Raw genomic sequence first — 15091 nt, forward strand, 5'->3', positions numbered from 1 at the left:
GAACCCTCCGGGTTCCCGGAGCGGCCGCTCACCCCGCCGGCGCGAAATGGCCCCGGTAGCGCGCGCCGATCACCTCGACCGGCAGCGTGACGAACACGTCCGTCGTGCCGAACTGGCGGTCGATCACCGCGCCGTCGCCGAAGGTCGCGCCGAGGCGCAGGTAGCCCTTGATCAGCGGCGGCAGGGCCTGCAGGGCGGCCTTGGCATCCACCGCCTCGCGCGGCATCCGGTCCATCGCCACCGCCCGCTCCGGCAGCGCCCGGGCCCGCCAGCCCTCCGGCGCGCGGGCATGGTGGTGCAGGAAGGCGAGCGGCAGGGCCAGCCGGTCCGGATCGGTACCCTCCAGGCTCGCGCAGCCGATCAGCGCGTCGATCCGGTGGTGCAGGACGTAGGCGTAGATCCCCTGCCACAGCAGCTCGACGGTCCGCTTGCTCCGGTAGGGCTTGAGCACGCAGGAGCGGCCGAGTTCCAGGAGCCGCCGGTGCCCCTGCGCGGCGAGCAGCGGCGCGAGGTCGTACTCGCTCTCGGAATAGAAGCCGGTGTGCCGCTCGGCCACCTCGCCGCGCAGCAGCCGGTAGGTGCCGACGACCTTCGGGCGCGGCTCGACGAACGGCTTCTTCCGCCTCGGCACCGCGTGGTCGAGAACGAGCAGGTGGTCGCAGACCGCGTCGTAGCCGTCGACGTCGCGGCGGGACAGCGCGGCGAGCCCGGAGGGCACCGCCGACATCTCCTCGTAGAAGACTTTGTAGCGCAGCCGCTGGGCCCGCCGAATCTCGGATTTCCGCGTCGCCAGCCGGACCTCGAGGCTGCCGATGCGGCCGAGGCTGCGGCCCTCGAACGGCTCGGGCAGGCGGATCGCCCGCTCGGCCGAGAGCACGTCGTCGATTCCGCCCGCGCCCGCGACGCCAGGCAGCGGGACCGCCCGGCGGCGCAGCTTGGCGATCGGCGCGCCGACGCCCCATTGCACGCCTTTGTGCCAGCCGGCTCCGAGCGCGCTGTAGGCTCCGCGGGCGAGATTGGCGACCATGGTCGGGTTCACTCCGGGTGCGCGTCCGTGCACCGTCGAATCCGACAGAGAGCACGACGGCCACACGCCATTATGACAGCCGACGCGAGAAAGCGCCCCGGCCGGGGCCGGGGCGCTCCAGGGACCTGATCGGGACCGGACGGTTCCGCCCGAGGGCGGGATCAGGCGGCCTGCTGGACCGCGTCCTTGCGGACGTCGCCCTCGATCACCGGGGCGCTCGGGCGCGCCGCCGAGGCGATCTCGATGCGACGGGGCTTCTTCGCCTCCGGGACCTCGCGGACGAGGTCGATGTGGAGGAGGCCGTTCTCCAGCGCCGCGCCCGTCACCTGGACGTGGTCGGCGAGCTGGAACCGGCGCTCGAAGGCGCGGGCCGCGATGCCCTGGTGCAGGAACTCCGCCTTGCCCTCGGCCTTGCGCTCGCCCTTCAGCGTGAGCGCGTTCTCCCGCACCTCGATCGACAGGTCGGACTCGGTGAAGCCGGCGACCGCGACGGTGATGCGGTAGGCGTTCTCGCCGGTCCGCTCGATGTTGTAGGGCGGGTAGGTCGGGGCCGCCTCGGCGCTCGCGAACTGGTCGAGGGCGGAGAACAGGCGATCGAAGCCGACGGTGGAGCGGTACAGGGGAGCGAGATCGAACTGACGCATGACATATCCTCGTCTGAGCAACATGCAATTCCGGTCCGCCCGATGGGCCGGACCCGTCTCTCGTGCCGCCTGACGGCCGGCACAGACGAGATATCGGAGGGGGAAAATCGCGCTTCAAGACCCCCGGCGATGGCGGGAAACGAGATTTTTTCGCTACGGTCGCACAGTGCATCGGAGGGTGCATCGGGCCGTGCAGCGACCGGTGCGCGGAGGCGCTGAGGTGAGGCCAGTGAGACGCTTCGACGGTGATACCGGGCGCGAGCCGCCGCTCCTGACCCTGCGCAGCACGCCCGACAACCCGGTCCCGCCGGGCGGCACGCTGATCGCCGTCGGCACGCGCGACGACTGCACCCTGCGGGCGGCCTACTGGCAGACGACGGCGCGCACCTGCCGGGGCACCGTCTGCCTGCTCCAGGGCCGGGCCGAGTTCATCGAGAAGTACTACGAGACGATCCACGAGCTGCGCGCCCGGGGCTTCGCGGTCGTCGCCTTCGACTGGCGCGGCCAGGGCGAATCGGACCGGCGGGTGGACGATCCACACAAGGGCCACGTCGCCCGATTCGACGATTACCGCCTCGACCTGCGGGCCGTGGCCGAGACGATCCTGGTGCCGCTGATGCCCGAGCCCCATGTCGGCCTCGCCCATTCCATGGGCGGATGCGTCGCCCTCCTCGCGGCCCTCGACGGCGCGCTGCCGTTCCGGCGGCTGGTGACCCTGGCGCCGATGCTGTCGATCCGGATGATCCGCTGGCCGGCCGGCGCCGCGATCCTGTCGCGGGGGCTGCAGCGGCTCGGCCTCGGGAGCCGCTACATCCCGTTCGGCAAGCCGGTCTCGATCGCCACCAACCCGTACGCCGGCAACCGCCTGTCGCGCGATCCCGTCCGCTACGCCCGCAACGCCGCGGCGGCCCGGCAGGTCGGCGCCGGCGCGGTCGGCGATCCGACGATCGCGTGGCTCGCCGAGGCGTTCCGCGCGATGGCGCGGCTGCGCGACCCGCGGGCGGCGCCGCGGATCGGGCTGCCGACCCTGATCGTCGCGGCGGGCGCCGACCCGGTCTGCGGCACGGCGGACACCGAGCGCTTCGCTGCCCGGCTGAAGGCCGGCCATATCCTGGTCCTGCCGGATTCCCGGCACGAGATCCTGACCGAGCGCGACGCGATCCGGCAGGATTTCTGGGCGGCCTTCGAGGCCTTTGTGCCGGGCTCGCCCCTGCCGACCCACGCGGAGGTCGAGGCGCACGCCGTCGCGGTGCCGGTCGCCTGAGGCGTCAGCCGCCGAGATCCGGGTCGATGTCCCGGGGGCGCACGAACCGGTCGAGGCGCCCGCGGCCCGGCGCGATCTCCGCCCAGTGGTCGCCGTCGAAGTCGATCACCGCGCAGGCCGCCGTCGGGAATTCCAGGGCCAGCCGGTCCCGGGCCGCCCGCGGTCCCGACCCGGCGAGCGCCGCCGCGAGGTCGCCGAGGCCCGGGTTGTGGCCGACCACGATCAGCGTGGCGGCCGCGTCGGGCGCCTGCCGGATCACACCGAGGATCCGATCCGCCGGCGCCTCGTAGATCTCGGAGTGCCAGCGCGTCTCGGGGCTGCCGAGGGCGGCTTCCATCGCGGCCCAGGTCTCGCGGGTCCGCGCGGCGGTGGAGACCAGGGCGAGATCCGGGCACAGACCCTCCCGCGCGAGGTGGGCGCCCACCGCCGGGGCGGCGCGTCGCCCGCGCTCGTTGAGCGGGCGCTCGTGGTCGGCCACGCCCGGCGGACGGTCGGACTTGGCGTGCCGCAGCAGGATCAGCCTGCGCATGAGCGAACCTCTGACGCGAATCGTGGGTCGGCCTCGGGGCTCCCGGTTCCGGCGCGCGCGCCCAGACCGGGCGGCGCCCGCTCACCTCCGGTTAGCCGAAAGCGCCCCGTGCGGGAACCTCGGCTTTGCCCTCACCGTTCCGACCGCGAGCCGTCCGCGCACGACCCGCGGCCCGATCCGCGGCGCGACGGTCTCTGGCCAGGAGGCTGCCCGATGGACCGATCCGCCCGCGTCACCGAGATCCTGTCGTGGTACGGGGCCGACAGCCCCGGGACCCTCACCAACCTCGCCCGGATGCTGGAGCACGGGAAGCTCGGCGGCACCGGCAAGATGCTGATCCTGCCCGTCGACCAGGGCTTCGAGCACGGGCCCGCGCGCAGCTTCGGCCCGAACCCGCCGGCCTACGACCCGCACTACCATTTCGAGCTGGCCCTGGCGGCCGGCTGCAACGCCTACGCGGCGCCGCTCGGCTTCCTGGAAGCGGGCGCGCGCGACTATGCCGGGCGCATCCCGCTCATCCTGAAGCTCAACGACCACGACCTCCTGGCCGACGAGGAGGATCCCGAGCAGGCGATCACCGGCTCGGTGGCGGACGCACTGCGACTCGGCGCCTGCGCGATCGGCTTCACGATCTACCCGGGCTCGGCCCACCGCAACGCCATGTACGGGCAGATCCGCGAGATCGCCGAGGAGGCCAAGAGCGTCGGCCTCGCCGTGGTGATCTGGTCCTACGCCCGCGGCTCGGCCCTCTCGAAGGAGGGCGAGACCGCCATCGACGTGATCGGCTACGCGGCCCAGATCGCCGCGCAGCTCGGCGCCCACATCATCAAGGTCAAGCTGCCCTCGGCCCATATCGAGCAGCCGGCGGCCAGGAAGGTCTACGAGTCGACCGGCATCCCGATCGGCACGGCGGCCGAGCGCGTCCGCCACGTGGTGCAATGCGCCTTCAACGGACGGCGGATCGTGATCTTCTCCGGCGGGGCCCATGCCGAGGAGGCGACTTTCCTCGACGAGATCCGCGCCATCCAGGCGGGTGGCGGGTTCGGCTCGATCGTCGGCCGCAACGCCTTCCAGCGCTCGAAGGCGGACGCCCTGTCGCTGCTCGGCAAGATCACCGACATCTACGCGGGCCGCTGAGGCGGGCCGCGCCTCAGCCGCCGTCGCGGGCCAGCCGGGCGAGTCCGTCGCGGGTCGACCCGGCCGGCCGCCAGCCGAGGGACGCGAGCCCGTCGGCGCGGGCGACGAGCCCCTCGGCGACGCGGGCGAACTGCGCGTCCCGGCCGGTCAGCCGGCAGGCCAGCCGGAGGAGCCCGGCCGGCACCGGGACGAGGCCCGGGCCGCGCCCGAGGCCCTGGCGCAGGGACGCGATCATCTCGGGCAGGCTGAGTGGGTCCGGGTCGGCCGCGACGAGGGCCCGGTTCAGGGGGGCGGGCGCCGCCAGCACCGCGTCCACGGCGCCCGACAGGCTCTCCAGCGAGATCAGCGAGCGCCGCGCCGCGAGGCCGCCCAGCGGCAGCGGGTAGGGGCTGCGCGCCAGCCGCAGGAGCGCGGCCATGTTGCCCTTCACGCCGGCCCCGTAGACGAGGACGGGGCGCAGCGCGACCCAGTCCAGGCCGATCTCGGCGAGCGCCGCCTCGGCCTCCAGCTTGGAGCGGCCGTAGGCGTCGGTCGGCCGGGGCGGATCGCCCTCCCCGACCACCTCCGGCGCGCTCGCCCCCACCTGCGCGCGGATCGACGACAGGAACACGAAGCGGCGCACCTTCGCGCGCGCCGCGGCCTCCGCGAGCCTGCGCGTCGCCTCGGTGTTGAGCGTGCGATAGTCGTCCTCCGGTGTCCCCGACGCCGTCGGACCCAGATTGGCGTGGGCGAGGCCGGCCGAATGCACCACCGCGTCGACGCCGCTGAGGGCCGCCGCCATGTTGATCGGGCGGGTCAGGTCGCCCACGACCGCGCTCGCCGCGCCCTCCGGCACGGTCGTGGGCCGGCGCAGCAGCACGCGGACCCGGTAGCCCCGCGCGGTGAGGTCGGCGAGCAGGTGGCGGCCGATGAAGCCGGTCGCCCCGGTGAGCGCGATGAGTCCGGTCACGGCTGGGCGGCACCTTTCACGGCTGGGCGGCACCTTCGGCTGGGCCCGGTGCCGGGGCGCGGGCGAAGCGGCGGAGCAGGGCGGCGACCAGGGCGAGCCCGGCGGCCGATGCGGCGAGCGTGACCGTCCAGGACGGCCAAAACAAGGTCGCGGCGGCGAGCGCCGCCAGGGCGAGATTGACCGCGAACACCCGCCCGACCACGCCGGGCACGCCGAGCCCGTTGACGGTGGCCCGCTGGTAGTAGTGCCCGCGATGGGCCTCCCAGACCCGCTCGCCCCGCGCCGCCCGGGCGGCGAGGGTCAGGCTGGCATCGGCGAGGTACACGAGCGGCAGCAGCAGGGCGGCGGCGAGGCCGCCCGCCAGGGCGAGCTGGCACAGCAGCCACGCGGTGACGAGCCCGACCGGCAGCGAGCCGACATCCCCGAGGAAGAGCCGCGCGACCGGCCGGTTGAACGGCGCGAAGCCCAGCACCGCGCCCAGCAGGCTCGCCGCCACCAGGGTCGGCAGCGGCGGCAGGTGCCCGACGAGGCCGATGAGCAGGAGCGCGCCCGCCACCGGGACGAACTCCGCGACCGTCATCCAGTCGAGCCCGTCCATGAAGTTCGTCAGGTTGACGAACCACAGGCCGGCCAGCAGCGCGAGGCCGCGCTCCAGCCAGAGCGGCAGGGCGGGGAGCAGCCGCCCGTCGAGGTGCCAGACCAGCAGGCCGACCACGACGGCCTGCACGGCGAGCCGTAGGGCGGCCGGCAGCGGCCGGACGTCGTCCACGGCGCCGAGGAGCGCCAGGGCCAGGGCGCCGCCCGCGAGCCAGATCCAGTCCGGCCGGCCGCCGATCTCCGGCGCCGCGATCAGCAGGCCCGAGATCGTGACCAGGGCCGTCACCACGGCGATCCCGCCCCCCTGCGGGGTCGGCACGGTGTGGCTGGAGCGGGCGTTCGGCCGGGCCAGGGCGTAGCGCTGCAGCAGCGGGCGCAGGCGCAGGATCAGGCCCGCCGAGAGGGCGGCGGCGAGGGGCACCGCCAGGAGCAGGATCGTGGTCAGTGCGGGCGGCAAGTTGGGCGGCATGTCGGGCGGCAGGGCGGGCGGCATGGCGCCGTCCTACGCGATCCGCCGCCCGACCGTGAGGGGCTCCCTACGCGGCCCGCACCGTGGCGAGGAAGCGGGCGACCTCGGCCCCGAGATGCTCGGACTGGCGCGACATCTCGGTCGCGGCGCCGAGCACCTGGGCGGCGGCGGTGCCGGTCTCCTCGGCGGACTGGGCGAGGCTCGCGATGGTGCCGGTCACCGCGCCGGTGCCGGCGGCCGCCTCGGCGACGTTGCGGACGATCTCCTGGGTGGCCGCGCCCTGCTGCTCCACGGCGGCCGCGATGCTGGCGGCCAGGCCGTCGATCTCGCGGATGCGCCGGCCGATTCCGTCGATCGCCGACGCGGCCTGCCCGGTGGAGGACTGGATCCGGCCGATCTGGCCGGTGATCTCCTCGGTGGCCCGGGCGGTCTGCTCGGCGAGCGCCTTGACCTCCGAGGCGACGACCGCGAAGCCGCGGCCCGCGGCGCCGGCGCGCGCCGCCTCGATCGTGGCGTTGAGCGCCAGCAGGTTGGTCTGGGCGGCGATCCCGGAGATCAGCGCCACCACGTCGCCGACCTTCGCGGCCGCGCTGCTCAGGTCCTGGACCAGCGCCACCGTGTTGGTCGCCTCCGCGACGGCGACCCGCGCGAGCTCCGCCGAGCCGCTGACCTGCCGGCCGATTTCCTGCACGGAGGAGCCCAGCTCCTCGGCGGCGGCCGCGACGGTGTTGACGTTGGCGGCGGCGTCGCTCGCCGCGCTCGCGACGGTGCCGGACTGCCCGGCCGCGTCCGCCGCGCTGCCGGTGAGGGACCGCGCGGTCGCCTCCAGCTCGGTCGCCGCCGCCGACACGCCGCCGACGATGCCGCCCACCGCCTGCTCGAAGGCGTCGGCCATGGCCCGGGTCGCGGCGCGGCGCTGCGTCTCGGCGTCCGCGCGGGCCAGCGCCGTCTCGGCTTCCAGGGCGCGCGCGCGGACGAGGTTGTCGCGGAACACCACCACGGAGCCCGCCAGAGCCCCGATCTCGTCGCGGCGCTCCTGCCCGGGGATGGCCACCTCGGCGTCGCCCGCCGCGAGGCGCTGCGTCACCGCGCTGATGGTCCGGAGCGGCCGGCTGACGCCGCGGGTCACCAGCACGAAGGCCCCGAGCGCCACCGCCAGGGCGAGGCCGGCGAGCGCCAGCACGTTCCGCTTGGCGGCGTCGTAGGTCTGCGCGATCAGCGTGCCGCTCGCCTGCGACCCGTCGCCGTTCAGGGCGACGAGCTTCTCCCAGTCGGCCATGATGGCGCGGATGCTGTCCGACATCGTGGTGTTGTAGATCCGCTGACCGCCGGCGACGTCGCCCGCCTCGGCCTTGGCCACCGCCTCCCGCTGCTGCTCGGCGTAGGTGGCCACGTGCTGGCGGAAGGCCGCGTAGGCCTCGCGCTCGGGCTGGGTCAGCGGCAGGGCCTCGTATCGGGCGTACTGGGCGGCGAGCAGCGCGTCGCGCTTGGCGATCTGGTCGGCGACCTCGGCCCGCAGCTCGGGCGTGTCGGCGGTGATCAGGCGGACGGCGTTGACCCGCTGCCGCATGAAGTTGATCCCGATCCGGCCGAGGGCATCGGTGGCCGGGATGCGGGTGTCGCGCAGCTGCGCGGCGGCGGATTCGATGCGGCCGAGCTCGGCCAGCGAGAGGCCGCTCGTCGCGGCGATCAGCAGCACCAGGGCTGCGAGGCACAGGCCGAGCTTGGCCGCGATGGAGATACCGGCGCGCATAGGATTCGTCCCCGGTCCCGCAGGTGGGACCGGGGCCTATGCTTGTCTGAGAAATATTAAGGTTGTTTGGTCCTGCCCGGACCGCGCGCGGTCCGGGCAGGCTCGGTCCGCTAGTAGACCTGAGCCTCCGCGCGCGGCTGGTTCGACGGGCCGTCCCGGCGCTCCAGGCCCTTCTCCACCACCTTGGCGAGCCCGACCATGATCTGGTCGATGGCGTAGTCCTTCGGCGTGTAGACGGCGCGCACGCCCATGTTCTTGAGGACCAGCTCGTCCTCCGGCGAGATGATGCCGCCGACCACCACCGGGATGTGGTCGAGCCCCGCCTCCCGCATCTTGGCGCGGACCTCCCGCACCAGCGGCACGTGGGATCCGGACAGGATCGACAGGCCGACCACGTGGGCGCCGGTCTCCTTGGCCTTCGCGACGATCTCGGCCGGCGTCTGGCGGATGCCGTCGTAGGTGACGTCGAAGCCGACGTCCCGGGCGCGGAGCGCGATCTGCTCGGCGCCGTTGGAATGGCCGTCGAGGCCGGGCTTGCCGACCACGAGCTTCGGCGTCTCGCCGAGCCGCTCGCCGAGATCGGCGATCAGGAGCTTGGCCTCCTCGGCCGCGCCGCTGGAGACCGTCTCGACGGTCACGCCGGTGGGGGCCCGGTACTCGCCGAACACCGCGCGCAGGCGCGCGCCCCACTCGCCCGTCGTGACGCCGGCCTTGGCGGCCTCGATCGAGGGCGGCATGATGTTGGTGCCGGAGCGCGCCGCCTGCTCCAGGGCGTCGAGGGCTTGGCCGACGGCGTTCTCGTCGCGGCGGCCGCGCCACTCGCGGATCCGGCTCTGCGCCTCCATCTCGACGGTCTCGGAGACGGAGAAGATCGCCCCCTCCCCGGCCGTGAGCGGCGACGGCTCGCCCTGCTGCCATTTGTTGACGCCGACGACGATCTGCTCGCCGGCCTCGATGGCCGAGATCCGGCGGGCGTTCGACTCCACCAGCGCGCGCTTGAGCGCGCCGGTCTCCACCGCCGCGACCGCGCCGCCGATGCCGCCGATCCGCTCCAGCTCGGCGCGGGTCTGCGCCTTCAGCTCCTCGACCCTGGCCTCGATCACGTGGCTGCCGTCGAAGATGTCGTCGTATTCCAGCAGGTCGGTCTCGAAGGCCAGGATCTGCTGCATGCGCATGGACCATTGCTGGTCCCAGGGCCGCGGCAGGCCGAGCGCCTCGTTCCAGGCCGGGAGCTGCACCGCGCGGGCGCGGGCGCGCTTGGACAGCGTCACCGCCAGCATCTCGATCAGGATGCGGTGGACGTTGTTCTCCGGCTGCTGCTCGGTGAGGCCCAGAGAGTTCACCTGCACGCCGTAGCGGAAGATGCGCTTCTTCGGGTCGTCGATGCCGTAGCGCTCCCGGGCGATCTCGTCCCAGAGCTCCGAGAACGCCCGCATCTTGCAGATCTCGGTGACGAACCGCAGGCCCGCGTTCACGAAGAACGAGATCCGGCCGAACACCTCCGGGAAGCTCGCGGCGTCGAATTCGGGGTCCTCGCGCACGGTGTCGAGCACCGCGATGGCGATGGCGAGCGCGTAGGAGAGCTCCTGGACCGGCGTCGCCCCCGCCTCCTGAAGGTGGTAGGAGCAGACGTTCATCGGGTTCCACTTCGGCACGTTCCGGGTCGTGAACAGGATCACGTCCTTGGTGAGCCGGAGGGACGGCGCGGGCGGGAACACGTAGGTGCCGCGCGACAGGTACTCCTTGATGATGTCGTTCTGGGTCGTGCCCTGGAGCGCGGCGATCGGCGCGCCCTGCTCCTCGGCCACCGCGAGGTAGAGCGCCAGCAGCCACGGGGCCGTGGCGTTGATCGTCATCGAGGTGTTCATCTGGGCGAGCGGGATGTCCTGGAACAGGGTCCGCATGTCGCCGAGATGCGCGATCGAGACGCCGACCTTGCCGACCTCGCCGCGGGACAGCTCGTGGTCGGGGTCGTAGCCGGTCTGGGTCGGCAGGTCGAAGGCGACCGACAGGCCGGTCTGGCCCTTGGCGAGGTTGCCCCGATAGAGCTTGTTGGACTCCGCCGCGGTCGAGTGCCCCGCGTAGGTGCGGATGATCCAGGGCTTGTCGCGGCTCGACTTGTCGCTCCTGGTCTCGGCGACGCTCGCGCCCATTCCTCGCCTCCGTGTGATCTTTGTATCCGCGCGGGGCGCGGCCTTGCGGTCACCGTAGCGAAGGGTTGGGCACGCGTCATCCGGGACGGAAGTGCAAGACGCCCGACCGGGCTTTCCCAGCTCATGAAAAAACTTGCCCGCCGGAACAGCGGGATTTGAAGGCGCCGCGGCGCGCGGCCGCCCGCGCGCCGTCCGCGACCGCCGCCCGGACGGACCCGGGCGACGGTCGCGGACGGCTTTGTCAGTCCTGGTATAAAGTCCACCTGATCTGTTCTTCGCGGGACCTGCCGCTGTTCAGGCGCGAGAGAGCACGACTTACCAAGGACTTAGAGCTGCATGTGCTCGCCGGGCGTCCGGGAGCAGCTCAGGCTCGCGGCGGCGGGGTCGGGGAAGGTCTCGGCACCGGGGCGGCCAAGGCCAGCGCCGAATAATACTTGGTCTGCCGGAAAGCCGATTTTGAATACGTGGCTGCGCGCCCTGTGCTCGCGCTTTTTTCATGTCGGAAACCGTCGGCTTTCGACTTTCGGCCCACTTGGACGCCTCCGGCATCGCCGTTATAGCGCGATGGAGAACCGCGGCCGTGAGCAACACGCGGGACGAGAGGAGAGCGAGATGGCGGCGAGCGCTGCGATCAGTCCGACGGGCGGGGAGGTCAAGGACCTCTACGAGATGGGTGAAATCCCGCCGCTGGGTCATGTGCCGGCCAAGATGTATGCCTGGGCGATCCGGCGCGAGCGGCACGGACCCCCGGAGCAGTCCCACCAGCTCGAGGTGCTGCCGGTCTGGGAGATAGGCGACGACGAGGTGCTGGTCTACGTCATGGCGGCGGGCGTCAACTATAACGGCGTCTGGGCCGGCCTCGGCGAGCCGATCTCGCCCTTCGACGTCCACAAGGGCGAGTACCACATCGCGGGCTCCGACGCCTCCGGCATCGTCTGGAAGGTCGGCTCCAAGGTGAAGCGCTGGAAGGTCGGCGACGAGGTCATCGTCCACTGCAACCGGGACGACGGCGACGACGAGGAGTGCAACGGCGGCGACCCGATGCTGTCGCCCTCGCAGCGCATCTGGGGCTACGAGACCGGCGACGGCTCCTTCGCGCAGTTCTGCCGGGTGCAGTCGCGTCAGCTCATGACGCGGCCCAAGCACCTCACCTGGGAGGAGGCCGCCTGCTACACGCTGACGCTCGCCACCGCCTACCGCATGCTGTTCGGCCACGCCCCGCACACGGTGAAGCCGGGCCAGAACGTGCTGATCTGGGGCGCCTCGGGCGGTCTCGGCGTGTTCGGCGTGCAGCTCTGCGCGGCCTCGGGCGCCAACGCCATCGCGGTGATCTCGGACGAGTCGAAGCGCGACTACGTGATGAGCCTCGGCGCCAAGGGCGTCATCAACCGCAAGGACTTCGACTGCTGGGGCCAGCTCCCGAAGGTCAACAGCCCCGAGTTCCACGCCTGGACCAAGGAGGCGCGGAAGTTCGGCAAGGCGATCTGGGACATCACCGGCAAGCAGGACGTCGACATCGTGTTCGAGCATCCCGGCGAGGCGACCTTCCCGGTCTCGGCGCTGGTGGTGAAGCGCGGCGGCATGGTGGTGTTCTGCGCCGGTACGACCGGCTTCAACATCACCTTCGACGCCCGCTACGTCTGGATGCGGCAGAAGCGCATCCAGGGCTCGCACTTCGCCCACCTCAAGCAGGCCTCGGCGGCGAACCAGTTCGTGCTCGACCAGCGGATCGACCCGTGCATGAGCGAGGTCTTCCCCTGGGACAAGATCCCCCAGGCCCACACCAAGATGTGGAAGAACCAGCACCCGCCGGGCAACATGGCCTGCCTCGTCAACTCCCCGCGCGCCGGCCTGCGCACGGTCGAGGACGTGATCGAGGCCGGTCCGCTGAAGCGGTGAGGCTCTCGATCGGACCGGCCCCGCCGCGCTCGCGCGGGGCCGGTCCGATCGGCTAAGCTCGCGGCGTCCCGCGCCGACTCGCTGACCGGTTCGGTGTGCCGGGACGCGCGGATGACGGGCCCACGCGATCCTGACAGGACCCGGCCCCGATCCGAACAGGGGGCACGGATTTGACCGGCGACGACGAGGCTTACGTCTACGACGAGGCGACGGGCGAGTGGCTCCCGCCCGGGGCCGCCGCCGCGCCCCCGAGACGAGGACTGTCCGCGACGCGGCCGGCAACGTCCTGGCCGACGGCGATTCGGTCACGCTGATCAAGGACCTCAAGGTCAAGGGTGCCAACCAGACCCTGAAGCAGGGCACGGTCATCCGGTCGATCCGGCTCACGGACGATCCGGAGGAGATCGACTGCCGCCACGACACCATCAAGGGTTTGGTGCTGCGCACCGAATTCGTGCGCAAGCGCTGAGCGGACGGTCCGGTCGGGGCCTCGCGCTGCCGGCGCGGCCCCGATCCTCGCGTCAGCGCCGCCGCGTCTCGTCCTGCGGCAGGTGGCGGCCGTAGGCCTCCTGCTTCTCCGCACGCTCCTGGATCAGGTCGGCGTAGGCCTGCCGCATCTCCGGCGACACGCTGATGCTCTTTCCCTTGGCGGCCTTGCGCTTGGGCGCCTTCTTGAAGGTGTTGTTCGTGTCGCTCATGCCGGGCTCCGCGTCGAACCGTGGCGGCATCGCGTAGCCGGACGAGCGATCCGGGATCCGGCCGCCGCCCAGGGCCGGGTATCCGCCCTGTAGCGCATCGCGGTTCCGGACGCACGGTCGCCGGGACCGGATTGACCTGGCCTGTCGCCGCGGCCTCTGCCAGGATCGGGACGTTGAGGGTCGGAGGGCGGGAATGGATTCGGGTGACGCGTCGCGGTGTCGGATTCCGGACGCCCCGCGCGGCCGCGCCCGACGCGCGACGGCCCTCGCGATCCTGATCGCCCTCGGGACCGGGCCGGTCGCCGGCCAGGACCGGCCGGCCCCCGCCCGGGTCGCGCCGAGACCCGTGCCGGCGCCCGGAGCGCCGGCCGATCCCGCCTTCGAGGCGATGAGAGCGGGCTTCGAGGCCCTCCCGGAGGCCGACCGCAAGGCCGTCCAGGACGCCCTGGTCTGGACCGGCGACTTCAACGCCGTGGTGTCGGGGGCCTTCGGACGTCGGACCTTCGAGGCGCTCAACGCCTACGCGGCCCGGACCGGCGGGGCCGACCCCCTCGATTCGCGCGGCCGGGCGGGGCTGCTGGCCGCCGGCGCGGCGGCGCGGAACGCGGCGCGCTTCCGCGTCGCGGTCGATCCCGGGACCGGCGCCGTGATGGGGGTGCCCGAGCGCCTCCTGGGTCGGCGGACCGCCCTGCCCTCCGGAACCCGCTGGCAGAGCCAGGACGGGCGCGTGACCCTCGAATCCCGCGCCTTCCCGCCGGGGACCGAGAGCCTGGACGCGCTGTTCGAGAAGGCGACCGCGCCGCTCCCCGGCCGCAAGGTGACCTACAAGCTGCGGCGGCCGGACACCGTGGTGGTCACCGCCGAGACCGGGCCGGGCTTGTCCTACATCCGCTACGCGTCCGGCCCCGAGGGCGTGCGCGGTTTCCTGCTCGGCTACGACCGCGCCCTCGCGCCGGAGGTCGACCGGCTCGTCATCGCCGTGGCGAACGCCTTCGTGCCGTTTCCGGACCCCGCCGCGGCGCCGGCCGCCCAGCTTTCCGCGGGCCCGGCGCCGGCGACCCGCGCCGCCGCAAACCCGGCCCCCCCGCCGCAGGCCGCCGCGCCCCTGAGGCCGGCGAGCCTCTCCTCCGCTCCGGCATCGGGCGCGGGTCTCGCGGTGGCGCCGGGACGCGTTCTGACCGCCTCCGCCGTGCTGGAGGGCTGCGCGCAGCCTCGCGTCGGCGCGACGCCGGTGCGGGTGCTCGCCACCGATCCGGCCGGCCTCGCCCTCCTCGATGTGCCCGGCGCCCCCGCCCCGCTCCGGGCCGCGATCCGGATCGAGCCCGTCGGTGCCGAGGAGAGCGTGATCGCCCTGGCGCCGGGCCCCGACGGGGTCCAGGCCGCCCCCGGCGAGGTGCGGGGCGGCGACGTGATCGCGGCGCTCCAGCCGGGTTCCGGCGGCGCGCCGGTGCTCGAACGGTCGGGGACCCTCGTCGGGCTCGTCGCCCGCTACCCCGCGGCGCCGCGCCGGGTCGCCGGGGTGGTGCCGCCGGCGCGCCTGCCGCTCGTGCCGGCGCGGGCGATCCACGCCTTCCTCTCCGCCCAGGGCGTCCCCCCGGCGCCGCCGCAGCCGGGTGGCGGGCCCGGCGCGGTCGCGCCCGCCGTGGTGGGGATCACCTGCCGCTAGGGTGCGCGCCGCGGGCGGATCCCTTGGCGCCCGGCGGCCGGCACCTGCGGCCGTCCGGGGACCTGGGCGGACGGTTCCTCCGCCCAGGCGACGGGCTGCGGCTCAGAGCCGCCCAGTGACCAGGAGCACGATCAGCACGATCAGCAGGATGCCGCCCAGACCGAAGCCGGGACCGCGATACGCGCCGCCGCCGAGGAAGCCGCCGCCGCCGAAGGCCAGGATGATCAGGATGATGAGCAGGATGGTGACGAGGGACATCGGTCGCGTTCTCCGGACGGTCGCGCTGGTGCGAGCGTGACCGTTCAA

General features: G+C 73.3%; 13 protein-coding genes and 1 pseudogene. 5 read left to right on the forward strand and 9 right to left on the reverse strand.

Annotated features, from left to right (window positions below):
- Positions 1-28: 28 nt before the first annotated feature.
- Positions 29-1027, reverse strand: coding sequence for a l-ornithine N(alpha)-acyltransferase (olsB, locus tag ME121_RS08940; RefSeq protein ID WP_043073317.1), 999 nt, complete (start codon positions 1025-1027; stop codon positions 29-31).
- Positions 1028-1188: 161 nt separating this feature from the next.
- A complete protein-coding gene (locus ME121_RS08945; RefSeq protein WP_012318116.1) occupies positions 1189-1671 on the reverse strand; it encodes an Hsp20 family protein in 483 nt (160 codons plus the stop codon).
- Positions 1672-1900: 229 nt separating this feature from the next.
- On the opposite strand from ME121_RS08945, the gene ME121_RS08950 reads away from it, so the two are divergent.
- Positions 1901-2935: an alpha/beta fold hydrolase gene (locus ME121_RS08950; protein ID WP_024830778.1), complete on the forward strand. Its 1035-nt coding sequence runs from the start codon at positions 1901-1903 to the stop codon at positions 2933-2935.
- Positions 2936-2939: 4 nt separating this feature from the next.
- On the opposite strand, the gene ME121_RS08955 is transcribed toward ME121_RS08950, so the two are convergent.
- Entirely contained in the window at positions 2940-3464 is a 525-nt protein-coding gene (locus ME121_RS08955) for a SixA phosphatase family protein (RefSeq protein WP_012318114.1), read from the reverse strand.
- 213 nt (positions 3465-3677) lie between these two features.
- Here ME121_RS08955 and ME121_RS08960 point away from each other — a divergent pair, with 213 nt between their 5' ends.
- Positions 3678-4601 (forward strand): class I fructose-bisphosphate aldolase, encoded by a 924-nt coding sequence (locus ME121_RS08960; RefSeq protein WP_024830779.1) that lies wholly within the window; start codon positions 3678-3680, stop codon positions 4599-4601.
- A 13-nt stretch (positions 4602-4614) separates the two neighbouring features.
- Here ME121_RS08960 and ME121_RS08965 read toward each other — a convergent pair whose 3' ends face one another.
- The 4 genes from ME121_RS08965 to ME121_RS08980 form a co-directional block, all read right to left on the reverse strand.
- Positions 4615-5550: an NAD-dependent epimerase/dehydratase family protein gene (locus ME121_RS08965; RefSeq protein ID WP_053620875.1), complete on the reverse strand. Its 936-nt coding sequence runs from the start codon at positions 5548-5550 to the stop codon at positions 4615-4617.
- A 16-nt stretch (positions 5551-5566) separates the two neighbouring features.
- A complete protein-coding gene (locus ME121_RS08970) occupies positions 5567-6640 on the reverse strand; it encodes an MraY family glycosyltransferase (protein ID WP_179240063.1) in 1074 nt (357 codons plus the stop codon).
- Between the two features lie 43 nt (positions 6641-6683).
- Positions 6684-8369: a methyl-accepting chemotaxis protein gene (locus ME121_RS08975; RefSeq protein ID WP_059408693.1), complete on the reverse strand. Its 1686-nt coding sequence runs from the start codon at positions 8367-8369 to the stop codon at positions 6684-6686.
- A gap of 110 nt (positions 8370-8479) precedes the next feature.
- The gene (locus tag ME121_RS08980) at positions 8480-10522 is read right to left on the reverse strand and encodes a protein meaA (protein ID WP_059408694.1); all 2043 of its coding nucleotides are present in this window, start codon (positions 10520-10522) and stop codon (positions 8480-8482) included.
- A gap of 612 nt (positions 10523-11134) precedes the next feature.
- Here ME121_RS08980 and ccrA point away from each other — a divergent pair.
- Complete coding sequence (ccrA, locus tag ME121_RS08985; RefSeq protein ID WP_012318106.1) at positions 11135-12421, forward strand: crotonyl-CoA carboxylase/reductase; 1287 nt, start codon at positions 11135-11137, stop codon at positions 12419-12421.
- 170 nt (positions 12422-12591) lie between these two features.
- Positions 12592-12890 (forward strand): annotated as a pseudogene (locus ME121_RS08990) (alkylphosphonate utilization protein).
- Positions 12891-12942: 52 nt separating this feature from the next.
- Here the strand turns inward: ME121_RS08990 and ME121_RS08995 are convergent.
- Positions 12943-13119 carry a hypothetical protein gene (locus ME121_RS08995; RefSeq protein ID WP_012318104.1) on the reverse strand — a complete coding sequence of 59 codons (177 nt, stop codon included), beginning with the start codon at positions 13117-13119 and terminating at the stop codon, positions 12943-12945.
- 193 nt (positions 13120-13312) lie between these two features.
- On the opposite strand from ME121_RS08995, the gene ME121_RS09000 reads away from it, so the two are divergent.
- Positions 13313-14785, forward strand: coding sequence for a S1 family serine peptidase (locus tag ME121_RS09000; protein ID WP_089231831.1), 1473 nt, complete (start codon positions 13313-13315; stop codon positions 14783-14785).
- Positions 14786-14887: 102 nt separating this feature from the next.
- Here the strand turns inward: ME121_RS09000 and ME121_RS33485 are convergent, their stop codons facing one another.
- Positions 14888-15043 carry a hypothetical protein gene (locus tag ME121_RS33485; RefSeq protein ID WP_007563230.1) on the reverse strand — a complete coding sequence of 52 codons (156 nt, stop codon included), beginning with the start codon at positions 15041-15043 and terminating at the stop codon, positions 14888-14890.
- Positions 15044-15091: the final 48 nt, after the last annotated feature.

The sequence above is a fragment of the Methylobacterium sp. ME121 genome (genome assembly GCF_000974725.1).
GTDB lineage: Bacteria > Pseudomonadota > Alphaproteobacteria > Rhizobiales > Beijerinckiaceae > Methylobacterium > Methylobacterium radiotolerans.

What these genes read in the sequence shown, in the direction of transcription:
- ME121_RS33485 (WP_007563230.1), bottom strand. Translation starts at nt 15,043, where the DNA reads ATGTCCCTCGTCACCATCCTGCTCATCATCCTGATCATCCTGGCCTTC.
- ME121_RS08970 (WP_179240063.1), bottom strand. Translation starts at nt 6,640, where the DNA reads ATGCCGCCCGCCCTGCCGCCCGACATGCCGCCCAACTTGCCGCCCGCA.
- ME121_RS08945 (WP_012318116.1), bottom strand. Translation starts at nt 1,671, where the DNA reads ATGCGTCAGTTCGATCTCGCTCCCCTGTACCGCTCCACCGTCGGCTTC.
- olsB (WP_043073317.1), bottom strand. Translation starts at nt 1,027, where the DNA reads ATGGTCGCCAATCTCGCCCGCGGAGCCTACAGCGCGCTCGGAGCCGGC.
- ME121_RS08995 (WP_012318104.1), bottom strand. Translation starts at nt 13,119, where the DNA reads ATGAGCGACACGAACAACACCTTCAAGAAGGCGCCCAAGCGCAAGGCC.
- ME121_RS09000 (WP_089231831.1), top strand. Translation starts at nt 13,313, where the DNA reads ATGGATTCGGGTGACGCGTCGCGGTGTCGGATTCCGGACGCCCCGCGC.
- ME121_RS08975 (WP_059408693.1), bottom strand. Translation starts at nt 8,369, where the DNA reads ATGCGCGCCGGTATCTCCATCGCGGCCAAGCTCGGCCTGTGCCTCGCA.
- ME121_RS08960 (WP_024830779.1), top strand. Translation starts at nt 3,678, where the DNA reads ATGGACCGATCCGCCCGCGTCACCGAGATCCTGTCGTGGTACGGGGCC.
- ccrA (WP_012318106.1), top strand. Translation starts at nt 11,135, where the DNA reads ATGGCGGCGAGCGCTGCGATCAGTCCGACGGGCGGGGAGGTCAAGGAC.
- ME121_RS08955 (WP_012318114.1), bottom strand. Translation starts at nt 3,464, where the DNA reads ATGCGCAGGCTGATCCTGCTGCGGCACGCCAAGTCCGACCGTCCGCCG.
- ME121_RS08980 (WP_059408694.1), bottom strand. Translation starts at nt 10,522, where the DNA reads ATGGGCGCGAGCGTCGCCGAGACCAGGAGCGACAAGTCGAGCCGCGAC.